Annotated in this window: 16 protein-coding genes; 5 read left to right on the top strand and 11 right to left on the bottom strand. The window is 62.7% G+C overall.

Going from position 1 to position 17,272, the window contains the following annotated elements; all coding sequences use genetic code 11:
- Positions 1-105: 105 nt before the first annotated feature.
- The 7 genes from ACL2XF_RS07395 to rsxA are packed head-to-tail and all read right to left on the bottom strand — an operon-like array spanning position 106 to position 5,272.
- The gene (locus ACL2XF_RS07395; RefSeq protein ID WP_413728366.1) at positions 106-366 is read right to left on the bottom strand and encodes an RnfH family protein; all 261 of its coding nucleotides are present in this window, start codon (positions 364-366) and stop codon (positions 106-108) included.
- Entirely contained in the window at positions 366-1,070 is a 705-nt protein-coding gene (locus ACL2XF_RS07400) for an electron transport complex subunit E (protein WP_413722941.1), read from the bottom strand. The genes ACL2XF_RS07395 and ACL2XF_RS07400 overlap by 1 nt, the downstream gene beginning before the upstream one ends.
- Entirely contained in the window at positions 1,067-1,732 is a 666-nt protein-coding gene (rsxG, locus tag ACL2XF_RS07405; RefSeq protein WP_413722940.1) for an electron transport complex subunit RsxG, read from the bottom strand. The genes ACL2XF_RS07400 and rsxG overlap by 4 nt, the downstream gene beginning before the upstream one ends.
- Positions 1,729-2,706 (bottom strand): RnfABCDGE type electron transport complex subunit D, encoded by a 978-nt coding sequence (locus ACL2XF_RS07410; protein ID WP_410014918.1) that lies wholly within the window; start codon positions 2,704-2,706, stop codon positions 1,729-1,731. The genes rsxG and ACL2XF_RS07410 overlap by 4 nt, the downstream gene beginning before the upstream one ends.
- Positions 2,700-4,148, bottom strand: a complete 1,449-nt coding sequence (gene rsxC, locus ACL2XF_RS07415) for an electron transport complex subunit RsxC (RefSeq protein WP_413728367.1) — start codon at positions 4,146-4,148, stop codon at positions 2,700-2,702. The genes ACL2XF_RS07410 and rsxC overlap by 7 nt, the downstream gene beginning before the upstream one ends.
- Positions 4,141-4,683, bottom strand: coding sequence for an RnfABCDGE type electron transport complex subunit B (locus ACL2XF_RS07420; RefSeq protein ID WP_413728368.1), 543 nt, complete (start codon positions 4,681-4,683; stop codon positions 4,141-4,143). Before ACL2XF_RS07420 ends, rsxC begins: the two co-directional genes overlap by 8 nt.
- A 10-nt stretch (positions 4,684-4,693) precedes the next feature.
- Entirely contained in the window at positions 4,694-5,272 is a 579-nt protein-coding gene (rsxA, locus tag ACL2XF_RS07425) for an electron transport complex subunit RsxA (protein ID WP_162365699.1), read from the bottom strand.
- Between the two features lie 339 nt (positions 5,273-5,611).
- Here rsxA and ACL2XF_RS07430 point away from each other — a divergent pair, with 339 nt between their 5' ends.
- Positions 5,612-7,123 (top strand): PAS domain S-box protein, encoded by a 1,512-nt coding sequence (locus ACL2XF_RS07430; protein WP_413728369.1) that lies wholly within the window; start codon positions 5,612-5,614, stop codon positions 7,121-7,123.
- A complete protein-coding gene (gene nifA / locus ACL2XF_RS07435; RefSeq protein ID WP_410014922.1) occupies positions 7,120-8,703 on the top strand; it encodes a nif-specific transcriptional activator NifA in 1,584 nt (527 codons plus the stop codon). Before ACL2XF_RS07430 ends, nifA begins: the two co-directional genes overlap by 4 nt.
- Before the next feature lie 90 nt (positions 8,704-8,793).
- Here nifA and rlmF read toward each other — a convergent pair whose 3' ends face one another.
- The gene (rlmF, locus tag ACL2XF_RS07440) at positions 8,794-9,759 is read right to left on the bottom strand and encodes a 23S rRNA (adenine(1618)-N(6))-methyltransferase RlmF (RefSeq protein WP_413728790.1); all 966 of its coding nucleotides are present in this window, start codon (positions 9,757-9,759) and stop codon (positions 8,794-8,796) included.
- A gap of 294 nt (positions 9,760-10,053) precedes the next feature.
- Between rlmF and ACL2XF_RS07445 the strand changes: the two genes are divergently transcribed.
- The 3 genes from ACL2XF_RS07445 (at position 10,054) to ACL2XF_RS07455 (ending at position 14,152) form a co-directional block, all read left to right on the top strand.
- Entirely contained in the window at positions 10,054-12,021 is a 1,968-nt protein-coding gene (locus ACL2XF_RS07445; RefSeq protein ID WP_413728370.1) for an ArnT family glycosyltransferase, read from the top strand.
- Positions 12,022-12,203: 182 nt separating this feature from the next.
- Positions 12,204-13,607 (top strand): nitrogenase cofactor biosynthesis protein NifB, encoded by a 1,404-nt coding sequence (gene nifB, locus ACL2XF_RS07450; RefSeq protein ID WP_413722936.1) that lies wholly within the window; start codon positions 12,204-12,206, stop codon positions 13,605-13,607.
- Positions 13,607-14,152, top strand: a complete 546-nt coding sequence (locus ACL2XF_RS07455; protein ID WP_413728371.1) for a nitrogen fixation protein NifQ — start codon at positions 13,607-13,609, stop codon at positions 14,150-14,152. The genes nifB and ACL2XF_RS07455 overlap by 1 nt, the downstream gene beginning before the upstream one ends.
- A 95-nt stretch (positions 14,153-14,247) precedes the next feature.
- Here ACL2XF_RS07455 and hutG read toward each other — a convergent pair whose 3' ends face one another.
- From hutG to hutC, 3 genes are all read right to left on the bottom strand, one after another.
- Positions 14,248-15,048 (bottom strand): N-formylglutamate deformylase, encoded by an 801-nt coding sequence (gene hutG, locus ACL2XF_RS07460; RefSeq protein ID WP_413728372.1) that lies wholly within the window; start codon positions 15,046-15,048, stop codon positions 14,248-14,250.
- Between the two features lie 39 nt (positions 15,049-15,087).
- On the bottom strand, positions 15,088-16,308 hold the full coding sequence (hutI, locus tag ACL2XF_RS07465; RefSeq protein ID WP_413728373.1) for an imidazolonepropionase: 1,221 nt from the start codon (positions 16,306-16,308) through the stop codon (positions 15,088-15,090).
- 92 nt (positions 16,309-16,400) lie between these two features.
- Positions 16,401-17,111: a histidine utilization repressor gene (gene hutC / locus ACL2XF_RS07470; RefSeq protein ID WP_413723444.1), complete on the bottom strand. Its 711-nt coding sequence runs from the start codon at positions 17,109-17,111 to the stop codon at positions 16,401-16,403.
- Positions 17,112-17,272: the final 161 nt, after the last annotated feature.

Here is a 17,272-nt window from a genome sequence, read left to right on the forward strand (position 1 = left end):
GTCAAAAAAAGCCCTGGCCGGATAACCCGCGCCCCGACGCACCCCGCCGGGAGCGGGCGCCGGGCGGATAACGTGCCTTGCACCAGAGGATGATCCCGGCCGGCGTTAATCCTGCTCATCTTCCTCATCTTCGGCGCGGCGCGTCGCCGGTAAATAAATCTCCACCCGATCGCCTTCGCCGACCTGCGTATCCGGCGGGCACAGCCGGCCGTAGATGCCGATGCGGTGCGTATCCGGGTCAAGATAAGGAAACAGCTGCGGCAGCGGCGAGGCCAGGATGGCCTGGCGCACCGTGACCGGCGCGTCGAGTTTCATTTCAATACAGCGGCCCTGCGCGCCGTTGACGTGAGCCACGGAAAATTTCATCAGTGACAACCTCCGGTGGGTTGACGGGCAAGCTTAAGCGATGCGCTTTCCCGGCTGGTCAGGCGCTTTACCAGACGGATGCCGCTGAGCAGCATGCCCATCACCACAAACCCGCCGGGCGGCAGCAGCATCAGCAAAAAGCCGCGGTAGCCGGGCAGCAGATGCAGTTCGAGAAAATGAAAATGGGGACCGAGCAGCAGGGCGGCGCCGCTGAACAGCGTGCCGCTGCCGAGGATCTCGCGTACCGCGCCGACGCTGGTCAGGCCCAGGGTAAACCCCAGTCCGGTGGCCAGGCCGTCCAGCGCCGCCGGTATAATTTTATGGTGGGCGGCAAATGCTTCCGCCCGACCAAGCAGGGCGCAGTTGGCGACGATCAGCGGAATAAACAGACCCATGACCTTATGCAAATCGTGCATCCAGGCATTCATGGTCAGATCGAGAATGGTCACCAGCGACGCGATAATGGAAATGTAGACCGGAATACGGATCTGGTTGGGCGTGACCTTGCGCAGCGCCGAGACGATAAAATTGGAGCAGGCCAATACCATGGCGGTCATCAGGCCCAGGCCCAGCCCGTTGGTGGCGGTGGTGGTGATGGCCATCAGCGGGCACAGCCCGAGGATTTGCACAAAGGTGACGTTATTGGTCCATATGCCGGAGGTCAAAATATCCCGCAGCTGCGGCTGGCTGTTTTCACTCATCATTCGTTCTCCCCGTTTTCCGGCGCGCCTTGGCCGCCCAAGAATTCCGCCTGTTTTTCACGATACAGCACCAGGTTTTCATGCACGCCCTTGACCACGGCGCGCGGCGTGATGGTGGCGCCGGTAAAGGCGTCAAACTGACCGCCGTCTTTTTTGACATGCCACTGCTGCTCGGTAAGATTAGTCAGCGACTTGCCGTCAAAGCTGCGGATCCACGGGCTATGGCCGAGCTCGATGGCGTCGCCCAGGCCCGGGGTTTCCTTATGGCTAATCACCCTGACGCCGGTGATGGCGCCCTTGGCGTCAATGCCGGTCAGCAGCTGGATCGGGCCGCCGTAGCCCTGGGTTTCGCTGGTCATGACGATGCCGCTGGGTTGCCCGTTGAGGCTGGCGCGGAAAAAGCTCACCGTCCGGCCGTCGATAACCAGGCTTCGCTGCGCGTCCGCCAATGCGTTGTCATAATGACTGGCGGGGAACACCTGCGACAGCATGGCCTGGGTATCCTCCTTTTCGCGCTGCACGATCTGTTCGTGGGTCAGCCACCAGCAGCCGGCCACCAGCAGACAAACGATCAGGGTAAAGGATCCGAGTAAAAACCCCTGGGTAAACGGGCTTTCCCGCGCCGGCAGGTAGTGCGCCGCCGCGCGGCCAAGCAGATTGCTCATGATGATTTCTCCTTGCCGCCCACGTAGCCGTAGGCCTTCGGCTGGGTATAGTTGTCAATCAGGGGCGTGACCGCATTCACCAGCAGTACGGCGAAAGCCATACCCTCGGGGAAATTGCCGAAGGCGCGGATGCAATAGGTGATAAACCCCGCCAGCAGGCCGTAGATCAGCCGGCCGCGCACGCTGCCCGGACCGGTGACCGGATCGGTAAGGATATAAAACGCCCCGAGCAGCAGCCCGCCGCTGGTGAGCTGGGCCAGGGGCGGCACGATGCCCGCCGGCGCGATCAGCCAGTGGATAAGGCCGGGGACCAGGCATCCCAGCAGGGTCGCCACCGGGATATGCCAGCTGAATACCCGCTGCTGAATAAGCCACAGCCCGCCGAGCAGCAGCAGCAGCGACGAGGTTTCGCCCAGGCTGCCGCTGCGGTTGCCCAGCAGGTTGGACAGCAGCTCCAGATGGGCGCGGCCGCTTTCCTTGAAGCCGCCCAGCAGGGTGGCGCCGGTCATGCCGTCCACGCCCAGGTGGTAAAAGGCGCCGTTGTAAAAGGCGGCGGGACTGACCCAACGGGTCATCTCCACCGGGAAGGCGATCAGCAATACCACCCGCGCCAGCATGGCGGGGTTAAACAGGTTTTGCCCCAGGCCGCCGTAGATATGTTTGCCGAAGATAATCGCCACCGCGCTGCCGAAAGCGCCCAGCCACAGCGGCGCATGGGGCGGCAGGCTCAGCGCCAGGATAAGCGCCGTGAGAATGGCGGCGCCGTCGAAGGTATGACCCTGGGCCGCCGGATTGAGTTTCAGGCACAGGGCCTCACAGATAAGCGCGGTCAGCAGGCAGCAAAAAATCAGCAGGACCGACTGGGCGCCAAATTGCAAAAAGGCCAGGATCACGACCGGGAACAGGGAAATATTGACCCGGTACATCAGCCGGTCGACGCTGAGTCCCTGATGGGCATGTGGCGCGGTTAACATGGTGTTTCCTCCGAGGGCGGTGCGGCGCGCCTGGCGCGCCTGGCGGGTTTCGCCGCCTGGGCGGCCGCTTTATCGGCGGCTTCCCGCGCCAGGCGTTCCTGACGTTTGGCGCTGTTGTGCCGGGTGCGCTCCAGCTTGTCTTCCTGGCGCTTGATAAGACGCAACTGCTGCTGACCCCAGTCGAAAAACTGCGTCAACGGCAGCGCCGCCGGGCAGACATACGCGCAGGATCCGCACAACAGGCAGGCATCCAGTCCTTGCTGCCGGGCCTTGGCGAAACCGTCGTTTTTCAGTTCGGCAAACATGGCCTGCGGCGCCAGGCTCATCGGGCAGGCATCCAGGCAACGGCCGCAGCGCAGGCAGGCGCTGGGACGGGTCTGCGGCAATTCGTCGCCGTTAAGCAGCAGCAGTCCGCTGGTGCCTTTGGTGATGGGCGTATCCAGCGATTCCACCGCCCGGCCCATCATCGGTCCGCCGAGCACCATGCGCGCCGGCTGTGATTTCAGGCCGCCGCACTGGCCGATAATATCCTTAATCGTCGTGCCGATGGGCACCAGCAGATTGGCCGGCTGTTCAATGGCGCGGCCGCTGACGGTAATGACCCGGTGGGTAACCGGTTTGCCGAAACGGATGGCGTGGAAGATGGCGATACAGGTGCCGACATTTTGCACCAGCACACCCATTTCGGTGGAACGGCGGTTTTGCGGAATCTGGCGACCGGTCACCGCTTCTATCATTTGTTTGGCCGAACCGATGGGATAGAGCGAGGGCAGAATCACCACCTCGATATGTTCTTCCTGCCGGCACAGCGCGTCCAGCCGGGCGATGGCCTCGGTTTTATTATCCTCGATGCCGATATAAACCTGCCTGGCGTGGGTTATGGCCTGCAGGTAGCGGATGCCGCCGATGATAAATTCCGCCTGCTCACGCATTAAACGATCGTCGGTGGTGAGATAAGGCTCGCATTCGCCGCCGTTGACGATAAGCGTTTCAATGGGATAACGCAGGCTCATGCGTATTTTATCGGCGGCCGGGAACATGGCGCCCCCCATGCCGACAATGCCTGCCTGTTCAATCAGCGACAGCATGGCCTGCGCTTCGTCCAGGCCGGCGGCGGCCAACAGGCGGGGCGCCGCCGGCTGGTCGGCGGACACGTTGACGGTAACCGCGCCTTGTTCGCCTTCAACGATGCGGGTGACCACGCCGGCCAGCGCGGTATGCACCGGCGCGGACATTCTTTCGCGCGCCTCGGCTATCCGCTGGCCAGCGGTGACACTGTCACCCAAGGCGACCAGCGGCACCGCCGCCGGCCCGGTATGCTGGCGCAGCGGGATAATCAACTGGCGCGGCATGACCAGCGGGCGGATGGCGATATCGCGGGTCAGGGATTTATGGCTATAGGGGCGGATACCGCCGTGGGGTTTTAAGCGGGCGCTAAACATAGGATGACTCCCGGACGTCAAAACGGGGTTTTGCGGCCGATGGGGTGAGCTGCGGGTCGGCCCGCAGCGCGATGGCCTGCCGCGGGCAGACGGAGAGACAGGCGGCGCAGCCGGTGCAATCATCGCCCAGGATGCCGTGCTGTTGCCGCGCCGCGCCGATAATAGCGTCGAAATTACACTTTTTCTGGCAGCGGCCGCAGCCGTCGCAGGACTGGGCGTCGATCACCGCCACCTGCGGCGCGCTTTCGGCGCCGTCGTCCGCCGGCCGATCCAACAGCAAGGCGATGCGTTTCGCCAGCGCCGCCCCGCCCGGGGTACAGGCGCCGACCGGCGCTTCGCCGCGCACCATGGCGCCGGCGGCCTGGGCGCAGCCGGGAAAACCGCACTGGCCGCACTGGCCGTTGGGCAGCAGGGCGATGACCGCTTCGATGCGCGGATCTTTTTCCACCTTAAAATAGATGGCGGCATATCCCAGCAGGTAACCGATCAGGGTGCCGATGGCGGGAACCGCCAGCACCGGTAAGATACTCTCCACGCTGTTCTCCTTATCCGGCCAGCCCGGCGAAGCCGGTAAACGCCAGCGCCAGTATGCCGGCGGTAATAAAGTTTATCGGCGCGCCGCGAAACACCAGCGGCGGCGAAGCGTTACCCTGGCGCTCGCGCAGGCCGGAGAAAATCACCATCACCAGCGAATACCCCAGCGACGAACTGAAGCCGAAGACCACGCTGTGCAGGAAGCTGAGGTTATCGTCCAGCACCAGCAGCGCCACGCCCAGCACCGCGCAGTTGGTGGTGATAAGCGGCAGGAAAATGCCCAGCGTGCGGTACAGCGCCGGGCTTTGTTTGGCGATAAACAGCTCCAGCAGTTGTACCAGCGAGGCAATCACCATAATCAGCGACAGCAGGCGCAAATATTCCATGCCCAGCGGCACCAGGATCCAGTGATAGATAACCCACCCCAGGCCGGCGGACAGGGTGATGACAAAGGTGGTGGCCATCGACATGCCCAACGCCGAATCCACTTTATTGGTGACGCCCATAAAGGAGCACAGGCCGAGAAAGCGCGCGAGCACGATGTTGTTCACCAGGCCGTTGGCCAGCACGATCAGCAATATTTCTTTCATTCGGATCCCCGACGACGCAATACCTATTCATAAGGGGTATTGCGAAAGCTGTGCCAATGTAGGCTGGGCAAAAAATGGGCAAATACGGTGCAGAAAAGGGATCATAACGGCGCGCGCCGCCGCCGGCCGGGGAGCGGCAGGGGGATGATGATGGGCGCCAACGGCCCTTTTTGGCCGCAAAACCCCTGTTCAGATCAAGGTTTTCGCCGGTTTTTCAACATGCGGTATTAATCTTGCACAATTTATCGGGTTACTGCGGTTCACATCATCCTGTCGGAAGATCAGACAAATTGTCGTGAATCGCACAGCCTGTTTTTATCCCGACCCGCAGGAGAGGTTATGCGTATTCCTTTATTTGATGATGCATCGTTGATGGCTACCACCGTCTGTGCCCCGGCGTTGTCAACATTGCGTCCCGGGCTGTTTTATACGGCGGTGGAGCAGTCGTCGGTGGCGATTTCGATAACCGATCCCAACGCGCGCATCGTTTATACCAATCTGGCGTTCCGGCAATTGACCGGTTATGACGAACCTGAGCTGACCGGGGTGAACCACAATATCTTGGCCAGCCGCCAGACGCCGAAAAAACATTACCAGGAAATGTGGAGCACCCTCATCCAGGGATTGCCCTGGGTCGGGCAGCTGATTAACCAGCGCAAGAACGGCAGCCTGTACCTGGCCGAGGTCAGCATATCGCCCATTTTCAGCCCCGACGGCCAGATCGAGCATTTCCTCGGCATGCATAAAGACATCTCCGACAGCTACGCCCTGATGCAGCGCCTGCGCAACCAGATGTCCCTGATCGCCGCGGTATTGAACAACGTGCCGGCGCCGGTGGTGGTGCTGGACGAACATGACGCCATCGTGATGGACAACCTGGCCTATAAAACACTGTGCGCCGACTACGGCGGCCGGGAACTGCTGGCGGAAATGGGCTATCCGGAAAATAAAGCGCGGCTGGCGTCCGGCGAGCGCGTCACCGTGCATATCGGCGGCGTGCCGCGGGTGTTCGGGCTGAGTATCTGGCCGCTGTCGGAAGTCAATGAAGAGGTCAGCCGTTATTTCTCCGATGTCGCGCCGCCGCGTACCCTGGTGACCTTGATTGATGACAGCGAACAGCAGCGACAGCGCGCGCAGCAGCGGCTGGACCAGCTTAAACAGAAATTGGTCTCCGGCAAACTGCTGGCGGCAATCCGCGAATCACTGGACGCGGCGATGGTACAGTTAAGCGGTCCGCTGAATATGCTGGCCGCCGCGCGCCGCCTGAGCCCCGCCGGCCTGGTGCATCCCGGGCTGGACGCCGCCTGGCAGGAAGGGCAGCAGGCGCTGGCGCGGCTGCAGGCCTGCCGGCCGTCCCTGGAACAAGAAGAAAGCGATTTCTGGTCGATAGGCGATCTGCTGCAGGATTTGACCGATCTGTACCTGCCGCGCATCCGCTCACTGGGCGAACTGCAATGGCGGTGCGAACCGGAAGTGCTGTTGGGCTACGGACAGCGCCACCAGATTCTGGCGTCGTTAAGCCTGTGGCTAGACCGCTGCCTGATCCTCGCCGGTGAACGTCCGGCCTCGCCGCTGCTCCTGACCCTGCATGCCTACACGCAGGATAATGCGTTCTTTTTTGCGCTTCAGGACAATCTGTCCCTGCATCCGGTGCAAAACGCCGTGCCGGCGCAAACCTTTACCCTGCCGGGGCACGGTATGGAGCTGCGGCTGATACAAACCCTGATCGGCAACCATCAGGGCATGATCGATCTTCATATCCACGCGGAGGGCGGGACCTTATTGACCCTGCGCCTGCCGCTGCCCGCCATGCCATTCCGGCGTCCGGTGATGACAGGAGAATCAAAATGAGCCAATTCCCCACTCCCACGCAGGCTTCACGGCGTTTTGATCTTTCCCAGCAGTTTACCGCGCTGCATAAAATAAGCGTGGCGCTCAGCCGCTCACTTGACCTGGGACAGACCCTGGAGGCCATGATCCAGGCCTTGTATGAACACGCCTATATGCAGTACGGCATGGTGTGCCTGTTTGACAAATCCCGCAGCGCCCTGTTTATCGAAGCGCTGTATGGCGCCGATACCGAGGTGGTGAAAGGATGCAAGAATGTCCGATATCGCATCGGCGAAGGCATTCTGGGCACGGTGATGAGCCAGCAGCGTTCGCTGGTGCTGCCGCGCGTGTCCGACGACCCGCGCTTTCTCGACCGGCTGAACCTGTATGATTACGGCTTGCCGTTTATCTGCGTGCCGATACCGGGACCGGATGGGGTGCCGCTGGGCGTGCTGGCGGCGCAGCCGATGGAACTGCACGAGGATCGGCTGCCGGCCAGCACCCGCTTTCTGGAAATGGTGGCCAATCTGATTTGCCAGACCGTGCGCCTGGTCGGCCATATGAGCGTCGAGACCGAGGCCTTGCGCCAGGAACGCGACACCTTGCGCCGCAAGGTCAAGCATCAGTACGGCTTTGACAACATGGTGGGCAACAGCCAGCCGATGCGCCAGATTTTCGATGTGATCCGCCAGGTGGCGAAATGGGATACCACCGTGCTGGTGCGCGGCGAAAGCGGCACCGGCAAGGAGCTGATTGCCAACGCCATTCATTACAACTCGCCGCGCACCCTTGAGCCGTTCGTGAAGTTCAACTGCGCGGCGCTGCCGGACAACCTGCTGGAAAGCGAACTGTTCGGCCATGAAAAGGGCGCCTTTACCGGCGCGGTGCGCCAGCGCAAAGGCCGGTTCGAGCTGGCCGACGGCGGCACGCTGTTCCTGGATGAAATCGGCGAGAGCAGCGCGTCGTTCCAGGCCAAGCTGCTGCGCATTTTGCAGGAAGGCGAAATGGAGCGCGTGGGCGGCGATACCACCATTAAGGTCAACGTGCGTATTATCGCCGCCACCAACCGCAACCTGGAGGAAGAGGTGCGCGCGGGGCGCTTTCGCGAGGATTTGTACTATCGGCTTAACGTAATGCCTATTAACCTGCCGCCCCTGCGCGAGCGCCAGGACGATATCGTCGGTCTGGCCCAGTTCCTGATCGCCAAGCTGGCGGCAAAGCAGGGACGGGACCTGCGCATCAGCGACGGCGCGCTGCGCCTGCTGATGGGGTATGGCTGGCCGGGCAATGTGCGTGAGCTGGAAAACTGCCTGGAGCGGGCGTCGGTGATGTCGGAAGAAGGGCTTATCGATCGCGACGTGATCCTGTTCAACCACAGCGAGGCGTCCGCCATGGCGCCGGCGGCGATACCACGCGGCATGGCGCCCGCGCCGCATGCGGAGGCGCCGGGGGATAGCGATATGGACGATCGGCAAAAACTTATCGCGGCGCTGGAAAAATCAGGCTGGGTGCAGGCCAAGGCGGCGCGGTTGCTGGGCATGACTCCGCGCCAGGTCGCCTATCGCATCCAGATCCTCAATATCAATATGCACCGTTTGTAAGCGGCACGGCGACGTGTCGGCGGGAACAAAGGGGATGCTCTCGGGCCATGGCGGGCCGTTTGCCCGCAAGCCGGTACGACGACGACGGCATCAGTGCCAGCGTTCGGCGGCCCATTGCGCGCGCTGTTGCGCGTCATGGAAGGTCCAGGCGATAAAGCGGCTGATTTTCTGGCCCTGGGCCATTTCCACGGTGCGCACGTCGGCGGCCGCGGCCTGTTTTAGGGCCTCATAGAGCGGCGGCAGCGTCGTGTGCTTGGAAATCAGCGAGGTAAACCACAGGCAATTTTTGCTTTTGCCGACGCTCTCCGTCACCATTTTGCCGACAAACGCCAGTTCACCGCCTTCGCACCACAGTTCGCTGCTTTTGCCACCAAAGTTCTGCACCGGCTTGGCGGCCACCTCGCCTTTGCCCAGCTTATGCAATTTACGCCGCGTGCTGGCGATCGCTTCTTCCTGCGAGGCATGGAACGGCGGGTTGCACAGGGTGACGTCAAAACGCTCGGCAATACCGATCATGCCGTCAAGGATGGCGTTACTGTCTTTTTGCTGGCGCAGCCGCACGCTATTTTTAAGCGTCGGGTTCATGCTGACGATCATTTTCGCCGCGTTCAGCGACAGGGGATCGTTTTCCGTACCGGTAAAGCGCCAGCCGTATTCGCGCTGGCCGATAATGGGATAAATGCAGTTGGCGCCGATGCCGATGTCCAGCACGGCCACACCTTTGCCGGTGGGAATCTCCCCGCCGTTGCTTTCCGCCAGCAGATCCGCGAGATAATGCAGATAGTCGGCGCGCCCCGGGATCGGCGGGCAGAGATAATTGGCGGGAATATCCCAATGCTCAATGCCGTAATAATGCTTTAGCAGCGCGCGATTGAGCATTTTTACCGCATTGGGATCGGCGAAATCCACGGAAATATCGTCCCAGGCGTTGGGTTTGACAAAGGGTTCCAGCGCCGGAAGGCTGGCTATCAACGCGGTGAAATCATAGCGTGAACGATGACGGTTGCGCGGATGCAGGTGATTTTTCTGCTGCGGGAAGGTCTTCTTTTTTTCCATCATAAATTCCACCACGTAGTGATCCATCCATAAGCCGTCATGCTCTGACGGGCTTTTCCGGCGCTTAAGATAACACATAGCGGTCCAAAAGGCCGCCAGGCGCCTTCGCCGGCCCGGGCTGCCAGCGCTGCCTCCGCCGGCGGCGCACCGCGCGAAAATTGTGGTGGGACAGGCTTGGCATCGCGGCCGGAAAAAGGGATGATAGACGGCCTCAGGTGAATAAAAGTGTGTATATTCATATATTTATGTGTAATAAAATACACAGTGTAATTGTTAGGGATAGAAGATTAAATAATGTTAAAGACCTTAAAGGGCCGTTTTCCCCGGGCTGACGCCACCGGTGATGGCGCGCACGGCCGGATCCTGATGCGCCGCGGCGCCTACCTGCTGTTTGCCGCCTATTTTGTGCTGGGTACCTTCGGCCGTTTCCCCTGGAAGGCGGATGAGCCGTATTCGTTCAGCATTGTCTGGAATATGCTGACCTACGGGCATTGGCTGGTGCCGCATGTGGGCGGGGATCCCTTTCTGGAAAAACCGCCGCTGATGTTCTGGCTTGGGGCGCTGTGCGCCAGGCTGATTCCCTGGCTGCCGCCCCATGAGTCCTCCCGGCTGGCGGTGCCGGTATGCCTTGTCGTGACGTTCTGGGCCTGCTGCCGGGTGGCGCGGCGTTTATATGACGAGAGGCATGATACGCGGCGGGAAGAGGGCGTTACCACGTGGCAAGACTGGCGTCTGACGGCGGTTTGTCTGCTGGCGGGCACCGCCGGGCTTACCGAACATGGGCATAAATTTACCGCCGACCTGGGGCAGATGGCGGGCGCGGCGCTGGCGCTGGCCGGGTTGGCGTTGGCGGGTTCGCGGCCAGGCATCTCCGGCCCGGCGGGGTATGCCGCATCGCCAGGAAAGGGCGGTCGTTATGGCCTGCTGTTCGGGCTGGGCGCCGGCGTGGCCTTTTTGAGCAAAGGGCTGCTGGTGCCGGGTATTGCCGGCGTGACGCTGATGCTGTGCCTGGCGCTGATACCCGGCTTCTATCAGCGCGCGGGGCGGCGGTTTTGGCTTGGCGCGGCGACGGCGGCGCTGCCTTTCGCGCTGCCATGGCCATGGGCATTGTATCGCGCGGACCCGGATTTATTCGCCGAGTGGTTCTGGGTGAATAATATCGGTCGTTTCACCGGGAATACCCTGCTTGGCGGGCATGATAATCCATTCCAGGACAGGATCAGGGCGGTGCTGGTCGGCGGCGCCCCCGCCTCCGTCATCGTGCTGGCGGGCGTGTTTGCCGGCCTGATGCGGGCCGCACGCGCAGGGCTAAGTCGGCTGGCGCCGGGACGCTTATGCCCTAAGGCGGCCGGGCCGGAGATGCGCCCGGCCGGCGCCGTGAACGCCGTGCCGCCGGCGGGGCGGACTGGACTATCGGCCTGGCTGGCGCACCGGCCGGTTTATGGCGTGACGGCGCTCTTTTCCGCCGTGGGCGTGGCGGTGCTGTGCGCCTCGGGATCGGCGCGCGATATCTATTTGTTGCCGGTTTATCCCGCCCTGGCGTTGCTGGCCCTGCCGGCGGCAGCCGGGCTGGCGTGCCGGGACGGCAAGGGATGGGCCGTCGCGCGGCGGGCATTGGACGCTCTGTTCGGCATGGCGCTGATGGTGGTCGTCGCCACCTGGTCTGCGCTGGCCAACGGCATCGAACCGGCGTTGCTGCGCGTCATATGGCCCGGGGTGGATCACGTTTTCCCGTTGCCTTTTACGCTGCGCCCCGATCCGCTGGCGGCGATGGCCGCCTGTGGGCTGGTGTCGCTATGGTGGCTGATATTGCGCGCCCACCGCGGTGTCGGCTTGCTCCTGGCGTGGACTTCCGGTCTGTCGACCCTGTGGGGGGTGGCCTTTGTTCTGCTGATGCCCTGGTTTGACGCGGCGCGCAGTTATAAAGAAGTCTTCTCGCCCCTGGCCAATTGGGTGGGTGATGCCGGTTGCCTGGCCACCGATGGCATGGGCGAGTCGGAACTGGGTATGCTGCATTATGTCACCGGTATGGCGGGCCGGCGCCTTTATGCGGGTCATTCCGGTCAGGGTGACGGTGTCACAAAAAATCCGGCCGTCCGGCTCTGCACGCTCCTGCTGGTGCAGGACAGCCTGACCCGCCCGGAGAAAAAACCAGGACCCCGGTGGTTACCGTTATGGCGCGGCGGCCGGCCGGCCGACGACAATGGCTTTACCCTTTACCGCCTGGCCAGCCAGGACGAACGGACGACGGACCAACGCTAAGCCCGGCGTCTTTGGCGTGTTGTCGGGTTTAAGACAATGTCGGCACGCCATGTTGTCATACGCCGGGGACGGTAAATGCTGCAGAGGCGTAATGGCTTGTAAAAAAAGAATTTTATTCTGCTTTTGTCTGGGCATGGCGATTGCAGCACTCCTGTCATGTCGTTTTGCATAAGGCGGTTCACATGGCATCTTGTCAGTCCTCATCCAGCGGCTGCGGCTCTTCCGGCCCCGGCGCTTCCCTGACTCCGCTTCAGGCGGACAAGGCGGCGCAGCATCCGTGCTATTCGCGCTTTGCCCATCACCGCTACGCCCGCATGCACCTGGCGGTGGCGCCGGCTTGCAATCTGCAATGCCATTACTGCAATCGCAAATACGACTGCAGCAACGAATCCCGCCCCGGCGTGGTATCGGAGGTCCTGACTCCCGCCGAGGCCATCGCCAAGGCGCGCCATGTGGCGGCGGCGTTGCCGCAGCTGTCGGTGATTGGCATCGCCGGTCCCGGCGATCCGCTGGCGAATATTGCCCGCACCTTTAAAACCCTGGAAGGACTGCGGCTGGCGCTGCCGGATATGAAACTGTGCCTGTCCACCAATGGACTGGCGCTGCCGGACGTGGTCGACCGGCTGGTGGATATCGGTGTCGATCACGTTACCGTGACGGTGAATGCGCTGGATGCGGATATCGCGGCGCGGATCTATCCCTGGCTCTGGTTTGACGGCGAGCGCCTGGAGGGCCGGGAGGCGGCGGCCCTGCTGCTGGACCGCCAGCAGGAAGGCATCCGCCGTCTCACCGCGCGCGGCGTGCTGGTGAAAATCAATTCGGTGCTTATCCCCGGCATTAACGACCGGCATTTGCCGGCGGTCAGCGAAAAAGCACGGGAGTGGGGCGCGTTTTTGCATAATGTCATGCCGCTGATTTCCCGTCCGGAGCATGGCACGGTATACGGCCTGCGCGGCCAGCCGGAACCTACCGCCGGGGAAGTCGAGGCGGTGCGCGGTTTATGCGGCGGATCCATGCCGCAAATGGCGCATTGCCAGCAGTGCCGCGCCGATGCCATCGGCATGCTCGGGGAGGATCGCAGCCAGAGCTTCCCGCTGTCGGCGATACCACAGAACGCCGGATCCTACCTGCCGGTGATGCGCCAGCGCGCGCAAATCCAGGCCGGCATCGCCTCGCAGGGCGAGTCTGAGTCCGCCGGCGCCTGCCTGGTGGCGGTGGCGACCGCCCATGGAACCGCCATCGACGAGCATTTCGGCCATGCGCGGCGCTTCCAGATTTACAGCGTATCCGCCGCCGGCGTGATTCCCATCGGCGAACGTTTTACCCCGCCGTTTTGCAGCGGTAAAACCGACTGCGACGACGAGGCGCTCCAGCCGGAGCTGCGCCTGGACGCCGTGGTGGATTTGCTGGCGGACATGGCGGCGGTGTTCTGCGCCCGTATCGGCATGGGACCCTGGGAGCGCCTGGAACAGGCCGGCATCGAGCCTTGTGTCGGCGGCGCCTGGCAGCCGGTCGCCGCCACGCTCGGCCAATGGTGGCGACAGCGCGGCCAAAAGACCGCCGCCGCCGTCAAGGGGGTCGCCTGATGGTCGCCTGTCCCGCGCATCAACCGCTTAGCGCGCCGCCGGACATTTGGCTGCGCCGGCTGCTGGCCAACCATCTGGCGGGAAGCGCGCGTTTTCCCGCCGCCATGGGACTGTCCCCCGATCAATACCAGGCACTGGCGCGGCGCGTAGGGCTGGATCCCGGTTCCCGCGGCGCGGTATTGCAGCAACAGGATGCGCTGCTCGCCCTGCTCGCGCGCACCCGCCAGCAGGAATGCCAGGCGCTCGGCGACTGGCTGGCGCAATATATGTGCGCCGGCGCCGAACCGCTGAACCGGCTGCTTGCCGTCGCCGCGCTGGGATTTAACCATTTGTGGCAGGATTTGGGCCTGGCCTCGCGCGGCGAACTGCGGGAACTGATGCAGGCCTGCTTTCCGGCGCTGGTGGCGATGAACGATCGCAATATGCGCTGGAAGAAGTTTTTTTATCGCCAGGTTTGCCTGGCGCAGACCGGCGAGTTGACCTGCCGATCGCCAAGCTGCGACGGTTGCTGCGAATATACCCTCTGTTTCGCCCCCGACGACTGAGCGGGCGACGGCCCGCCGTCCGCTCAGCCGTCCGCTCAGCAAAGGGCCGCGCCGTACCACGCCCTGCGCGCCTCGGTAACCGGCGCGACACAACGCTAGCGCGGTTGCTGGCCCCAGCTCAGCAGCGTGGCAACCAGCGAGCGCAGCGCCTGCTGTAGCTGGCCGGCGCGCTCCGGCAGGTAGTCGAACGGCTGTTCCTCGCGCATATAATTGCACTGCGCCAGTTCCAGCTGCACCGCATGCTGGCGGGCGTGGGGCTGACCGTAGGCGCGGGTAATATATCCCCCCTTGAAACGGCCGTTAATCACATGGGTAAACGGCTGTTGCCGGCAAAACGAGGCCAGCGCCTCGCCCAGCGACGGCGCGCAGCTCATGCCGTCGTTGGTGCCGAAATTCAAATCGGGCAGGGTGCCTTCGAACAGCCGCGGGATAACCGAGGCGATGGAATGGGCGTCCAGCAACAGCGCATATTCATGCTGCGCTTTGATGTCGCTCAGGCAATCCTGCAGTTTGCGATGGTAGGGATGCCAGATTTCATCAAGGTAACGCCGGCGTTCCCCCTTATCGGGCGTGGCGCCCGGTTTAAACACCGGCGTGCCGTCAAACAGCGTTTCGGGATACAGGCCGGTGGTGGCGGTGGTGTACAGGGGCTGGTCGTCGGCGGGCCGGTTAAGATCGATAACCATCCGCGAGTAGGTGCCGATGAGGATATGCGCGCCGAGGGCGCGGGCGAAATCGTACAGCCTGGGGATATGCCAATCGGTATCCGGCAGCGGCCGGGCGGCGTCGCTCAGTCCGTCCGCCACCGCGGGCGTCAGCCGCGTGCCGGCATGGGGGATGCTCAATAACAACGGAATGGTGCCAGCTTCAAAAGTATAAGGTTCGGTAATGCTCATCGCGGATGCCCTCCTGGAAAACCCTGTTGAAAAGAAGGATTACGCGCGGCGTACGCCGCGGTAAATAACGCTGCCGGCCAGTTGGCCGCCCAGCCAGTAAGCTAATTCCGCCGGATGCGCCACCGGCCAGTGAACAAAATCGGCCAGCTTGCCGGCTTCAAGGGTGCCCTGCGATTCCGCCAGTCCCAGCGCCCGCGCCGCGTTAATCGTCACGCCGGCCAACGCCTCCTCCGGCGTCATGCGAAACAGGGTGCAGCCCATGTTCAACATCAGACGCAGGGAACAGGCGGGCGAGGTGCCTGGATTGATATCGCTGGCCAGCGCCATCGGCGTGCCATGCCGGCGAAACAGCGCCACCGGCGGCAGCTGGGTTTCCCGCAGCATATAACAGGCGCCCGGCAGCAGGACCGCCACGGTGCCGGACTGCGCCATGGCGCGGGCGTCGTCGTCGGTGGCATATTCCAGATGATCCGCCGACAGCGCGCCGTAACGCGCGGCCAGGCTGCTGCCGCCCAGGGATGAGAGCTGTTCGGCATGGAGTTTGACCGGCAGGCCCGCCTGCCGGGCGGCAGTAAATACCCGGGCTATCTGCGCGGGCGAGAAGGCCAGGTGTTCACAAAAACCGTCTACCGCGTCGGCCAGTCCCAGCGCCGCCACCTCGGGAATCCAGTGTTCACAGATAAGCGTAATATACTCGTCGGAGCGCCCCCGGTATTCCGGCGGCAGCGCGTGGGCCGCCAGCAGCGTGGTCCTGACCTGGACCGGATAGGCCTGCGCGATGCGCCGGGCGACGCGCAGCATTTTTATTTCGCTCTCAAGCGTCAGTCCGTAGCCGGATTTTATCTCGATACAGGTGACGCCGTCGGCCATCAGCATCGCCAGCCGGGGAACGGCCGCGGCCATCAGTTCATCCTCGGACGCGCCGCGGGTGGCGTTGACCGTGGACAGAATGCCGCCGCCGGCGGCCGCTATGTCCGCATAGCTGACGCCGTTAAGCCGCTGTTCGAATTCATGGCTGCGATTGCCGCCGAATACCAGGTGGGTATGACAGTCGATAAAGCCGGGGGTGACGATGCCGCCGCCGAAATCATGCCGGGCCGCCACGTCCGCCGCCGGCAGCTCGTCCCTGGGTCCGACCCAGGCGATGCGTTCGCCCCTGACGGCAATCGCGCCGTCCCTGATGATGTCATAGCGGCCGTTGCGCAGGGTCGCCACGTCGGCCCCCGACCATACGGCGTCAAAATGTTCCGTTACCGGCATGGATTGATCTCCCGCTAGGTTGATAAAAAAGTCTATTGAAACCCCACAGCCGTTCAGGCAACGCGCCGCCCTGGACCGCGGCGCACCCCGCGCTAGGCGATAAAGCTGCCAAACAGCTGATAACGCGTGCCGGGATACAGCAGGCGCGCGGAGGTCACCACCAGTTTGCCGAACCAGGTGCGCCGGTGAATCAGCAAACAGGGTTCGTTATCCGCCAGCTGGAGCAGCTCGCGTTCGCGGCTGCTGGCGTTTACCGCCTCGACCCGATGCTCGCCGGCGGTAAGCGGCGCGGCCTGCGTCAGGTAGAAATAGGGCGTAATCAGGTTGAAATCCTGCCGCAGATAATCGGGCGCGGTCAAGGGATTGACGCAGCGGTCTTCCAACTGTACGGCAATATCGTTTTCGTAATGCACGATCAGCGAATGGAACAACTGCTCACCCGGCTGGATGCCCAGGGATAACGCTTCCTCGCCGGTCGCCTGGCGCGCTTCCAGGGTCAGCAGGGTGCTGCTGTGGCGATGGCCGCGCGCGGCGATTTCATCGGCGATATTGCGCACTTCCAGCATGGCGGTCTGGGGCTTGAGCTCGGCGACAAAGGTACCGACGCCCTGCATCCGCAGCAGATAACCCTCGCCGGTCAGCTCGCGCAGCGCCCGGTTAATGGTCATCCTGCTGACCCCCAGCTCCGCCACCAGTTCGCTTTCCGACGGGATGCGCCGATGAGGCTCCCAGGCCCCGGAACGTATCTGCTGCACGATCGCCTGTTTAACCCGTTGATAAATGGGCGCCGGCGTATCGCTCATGATGGCGGACAGTTGCGCCGCTGACAGTAGTTCAGACACGTTTCCGACCTCTGATGACAGGGATAATAACAAAACAGTTTACTGTTCAATTCAGCGTATGTATATGTATAGACAAGTGGATAAGCATTTCGTCTGGATAGACACTCCTATCACTCTCACTT

Origin of the sequence: Sodalis sp. RH19, assembly GCF_047324215.1 — a bacterium.
Lineage (GTDB): Bacteria > Pseudomonadota > Gammaproteobacteria > Enterobacterales > Enterobacteriaceae > Acerihabitans.

Excerpts from the sequence above, each read along its gene's own strand:
- ACL2XF_RS07395 (WP_413728366.1), bottom strand. The coding sequence starts at position 366 with ATGAAATTTTCCGTGGCTCACGTCAACGGCGCGCAGGGCCGCTGTATT.
- ACL2XF_RS07400 (WP_413722941.1), bottom strand. The coding sequence starts at position 1,070 with ATGATGAGTGAAAACAGCCAGCCGCAGCTGCGGGATATTTTGACCTCC.
- rsxG (WP_413722940.1), bottom strand. The coding sequence starts at position 1,732 with ATGAGCAATCTGCTTGGCCGCGCGGCGGCGCACTACCTGCCGGCGCGG.
- ACL2XF_RS07410 (WP_410014918.1), bottom strand. The coding sequence starts at position 2,706 with ATGTTAACCGCGCCACATGCCCATCAGGGACTCAGCGTCGACCGGCTG.
- rsxC (WP_413728367.1), bottom strand. The coding sequence starts at position 4,148 with ATGTTTAGCGCCCGCTTAAAACCCCACGGCGGTATCCGCCCCTATAGC.
- rsxA (WP_162365699.1), bottom strand. The coding sequence starts at position 5,272 with ATGAAAGAAATATTGCTGATCGTGCTGGCCAACGGCCTGGTGAACAAC.
- ACL2XF_RS07430 (WP_413728369.1), top strand. The coding sequence starts at position 5,612 with ATGCGTATTCCTTTATTTGATGATGCATCGTTGATGGCTACCACCGTC.
- nifA (WP_410014922.1), top strand. The coding sequence starts at position 7,120 with ATGAGCCAATTCCCCACTCCCACGCAGGCTTCACGGCGTTTTGATCTT.
- rlmF (WP_413728790.1), bottom strand. The coding sequence starts at position 9,759 with ATGGAAAAAAAGAAGACCTTCCCGCAGCAGAAAAATCACCTGCATCCG.
- ACL2XF_RS07445 (WP_413728370.1), top strand. The coding sequence starts at position 10,054 with ATGTTAAAGACCTTAAAGGGCCGTTTTCCCCGGGCTGACGCCACCGGT.
- nifB (WP_413722936.1), top strand. The coding sequence starts at position 12,204 with ATGGCATCTTGTCAGTCCTCATCCAGCGGCTGCGGCTCTTCCGGCCCC.
- ACL2XF_RS07455 (WP_413728371.1), top strand. The coding sequence starts at position 13,607 with ATGGTCGCCTGTCCCGCGCATCAACCGCTTAGCGCGCCGCCGGACATT.
- hutG (WP_413728372.1), bottom strand. The coding sequence starts at position 15,048 with ATGAGCATTACCGAACCTTATACTTTTGAAGCTGGCACCATTCCGTTG.
- hutI (WP_413728373.1), bottom strand. The coding sequence starts at position 16,308 with ATGCCGGTAACGGAACATTTTGACGCCGTATGGTCGGGGGCCGACGTG.
- hutC (WP_413723444.1), bottom strand. The coding sequence starts at position 17,111 with ATGAGCGATACGCCGGCGCCCATTTATCAACGGGTTAAACAGGCGATC.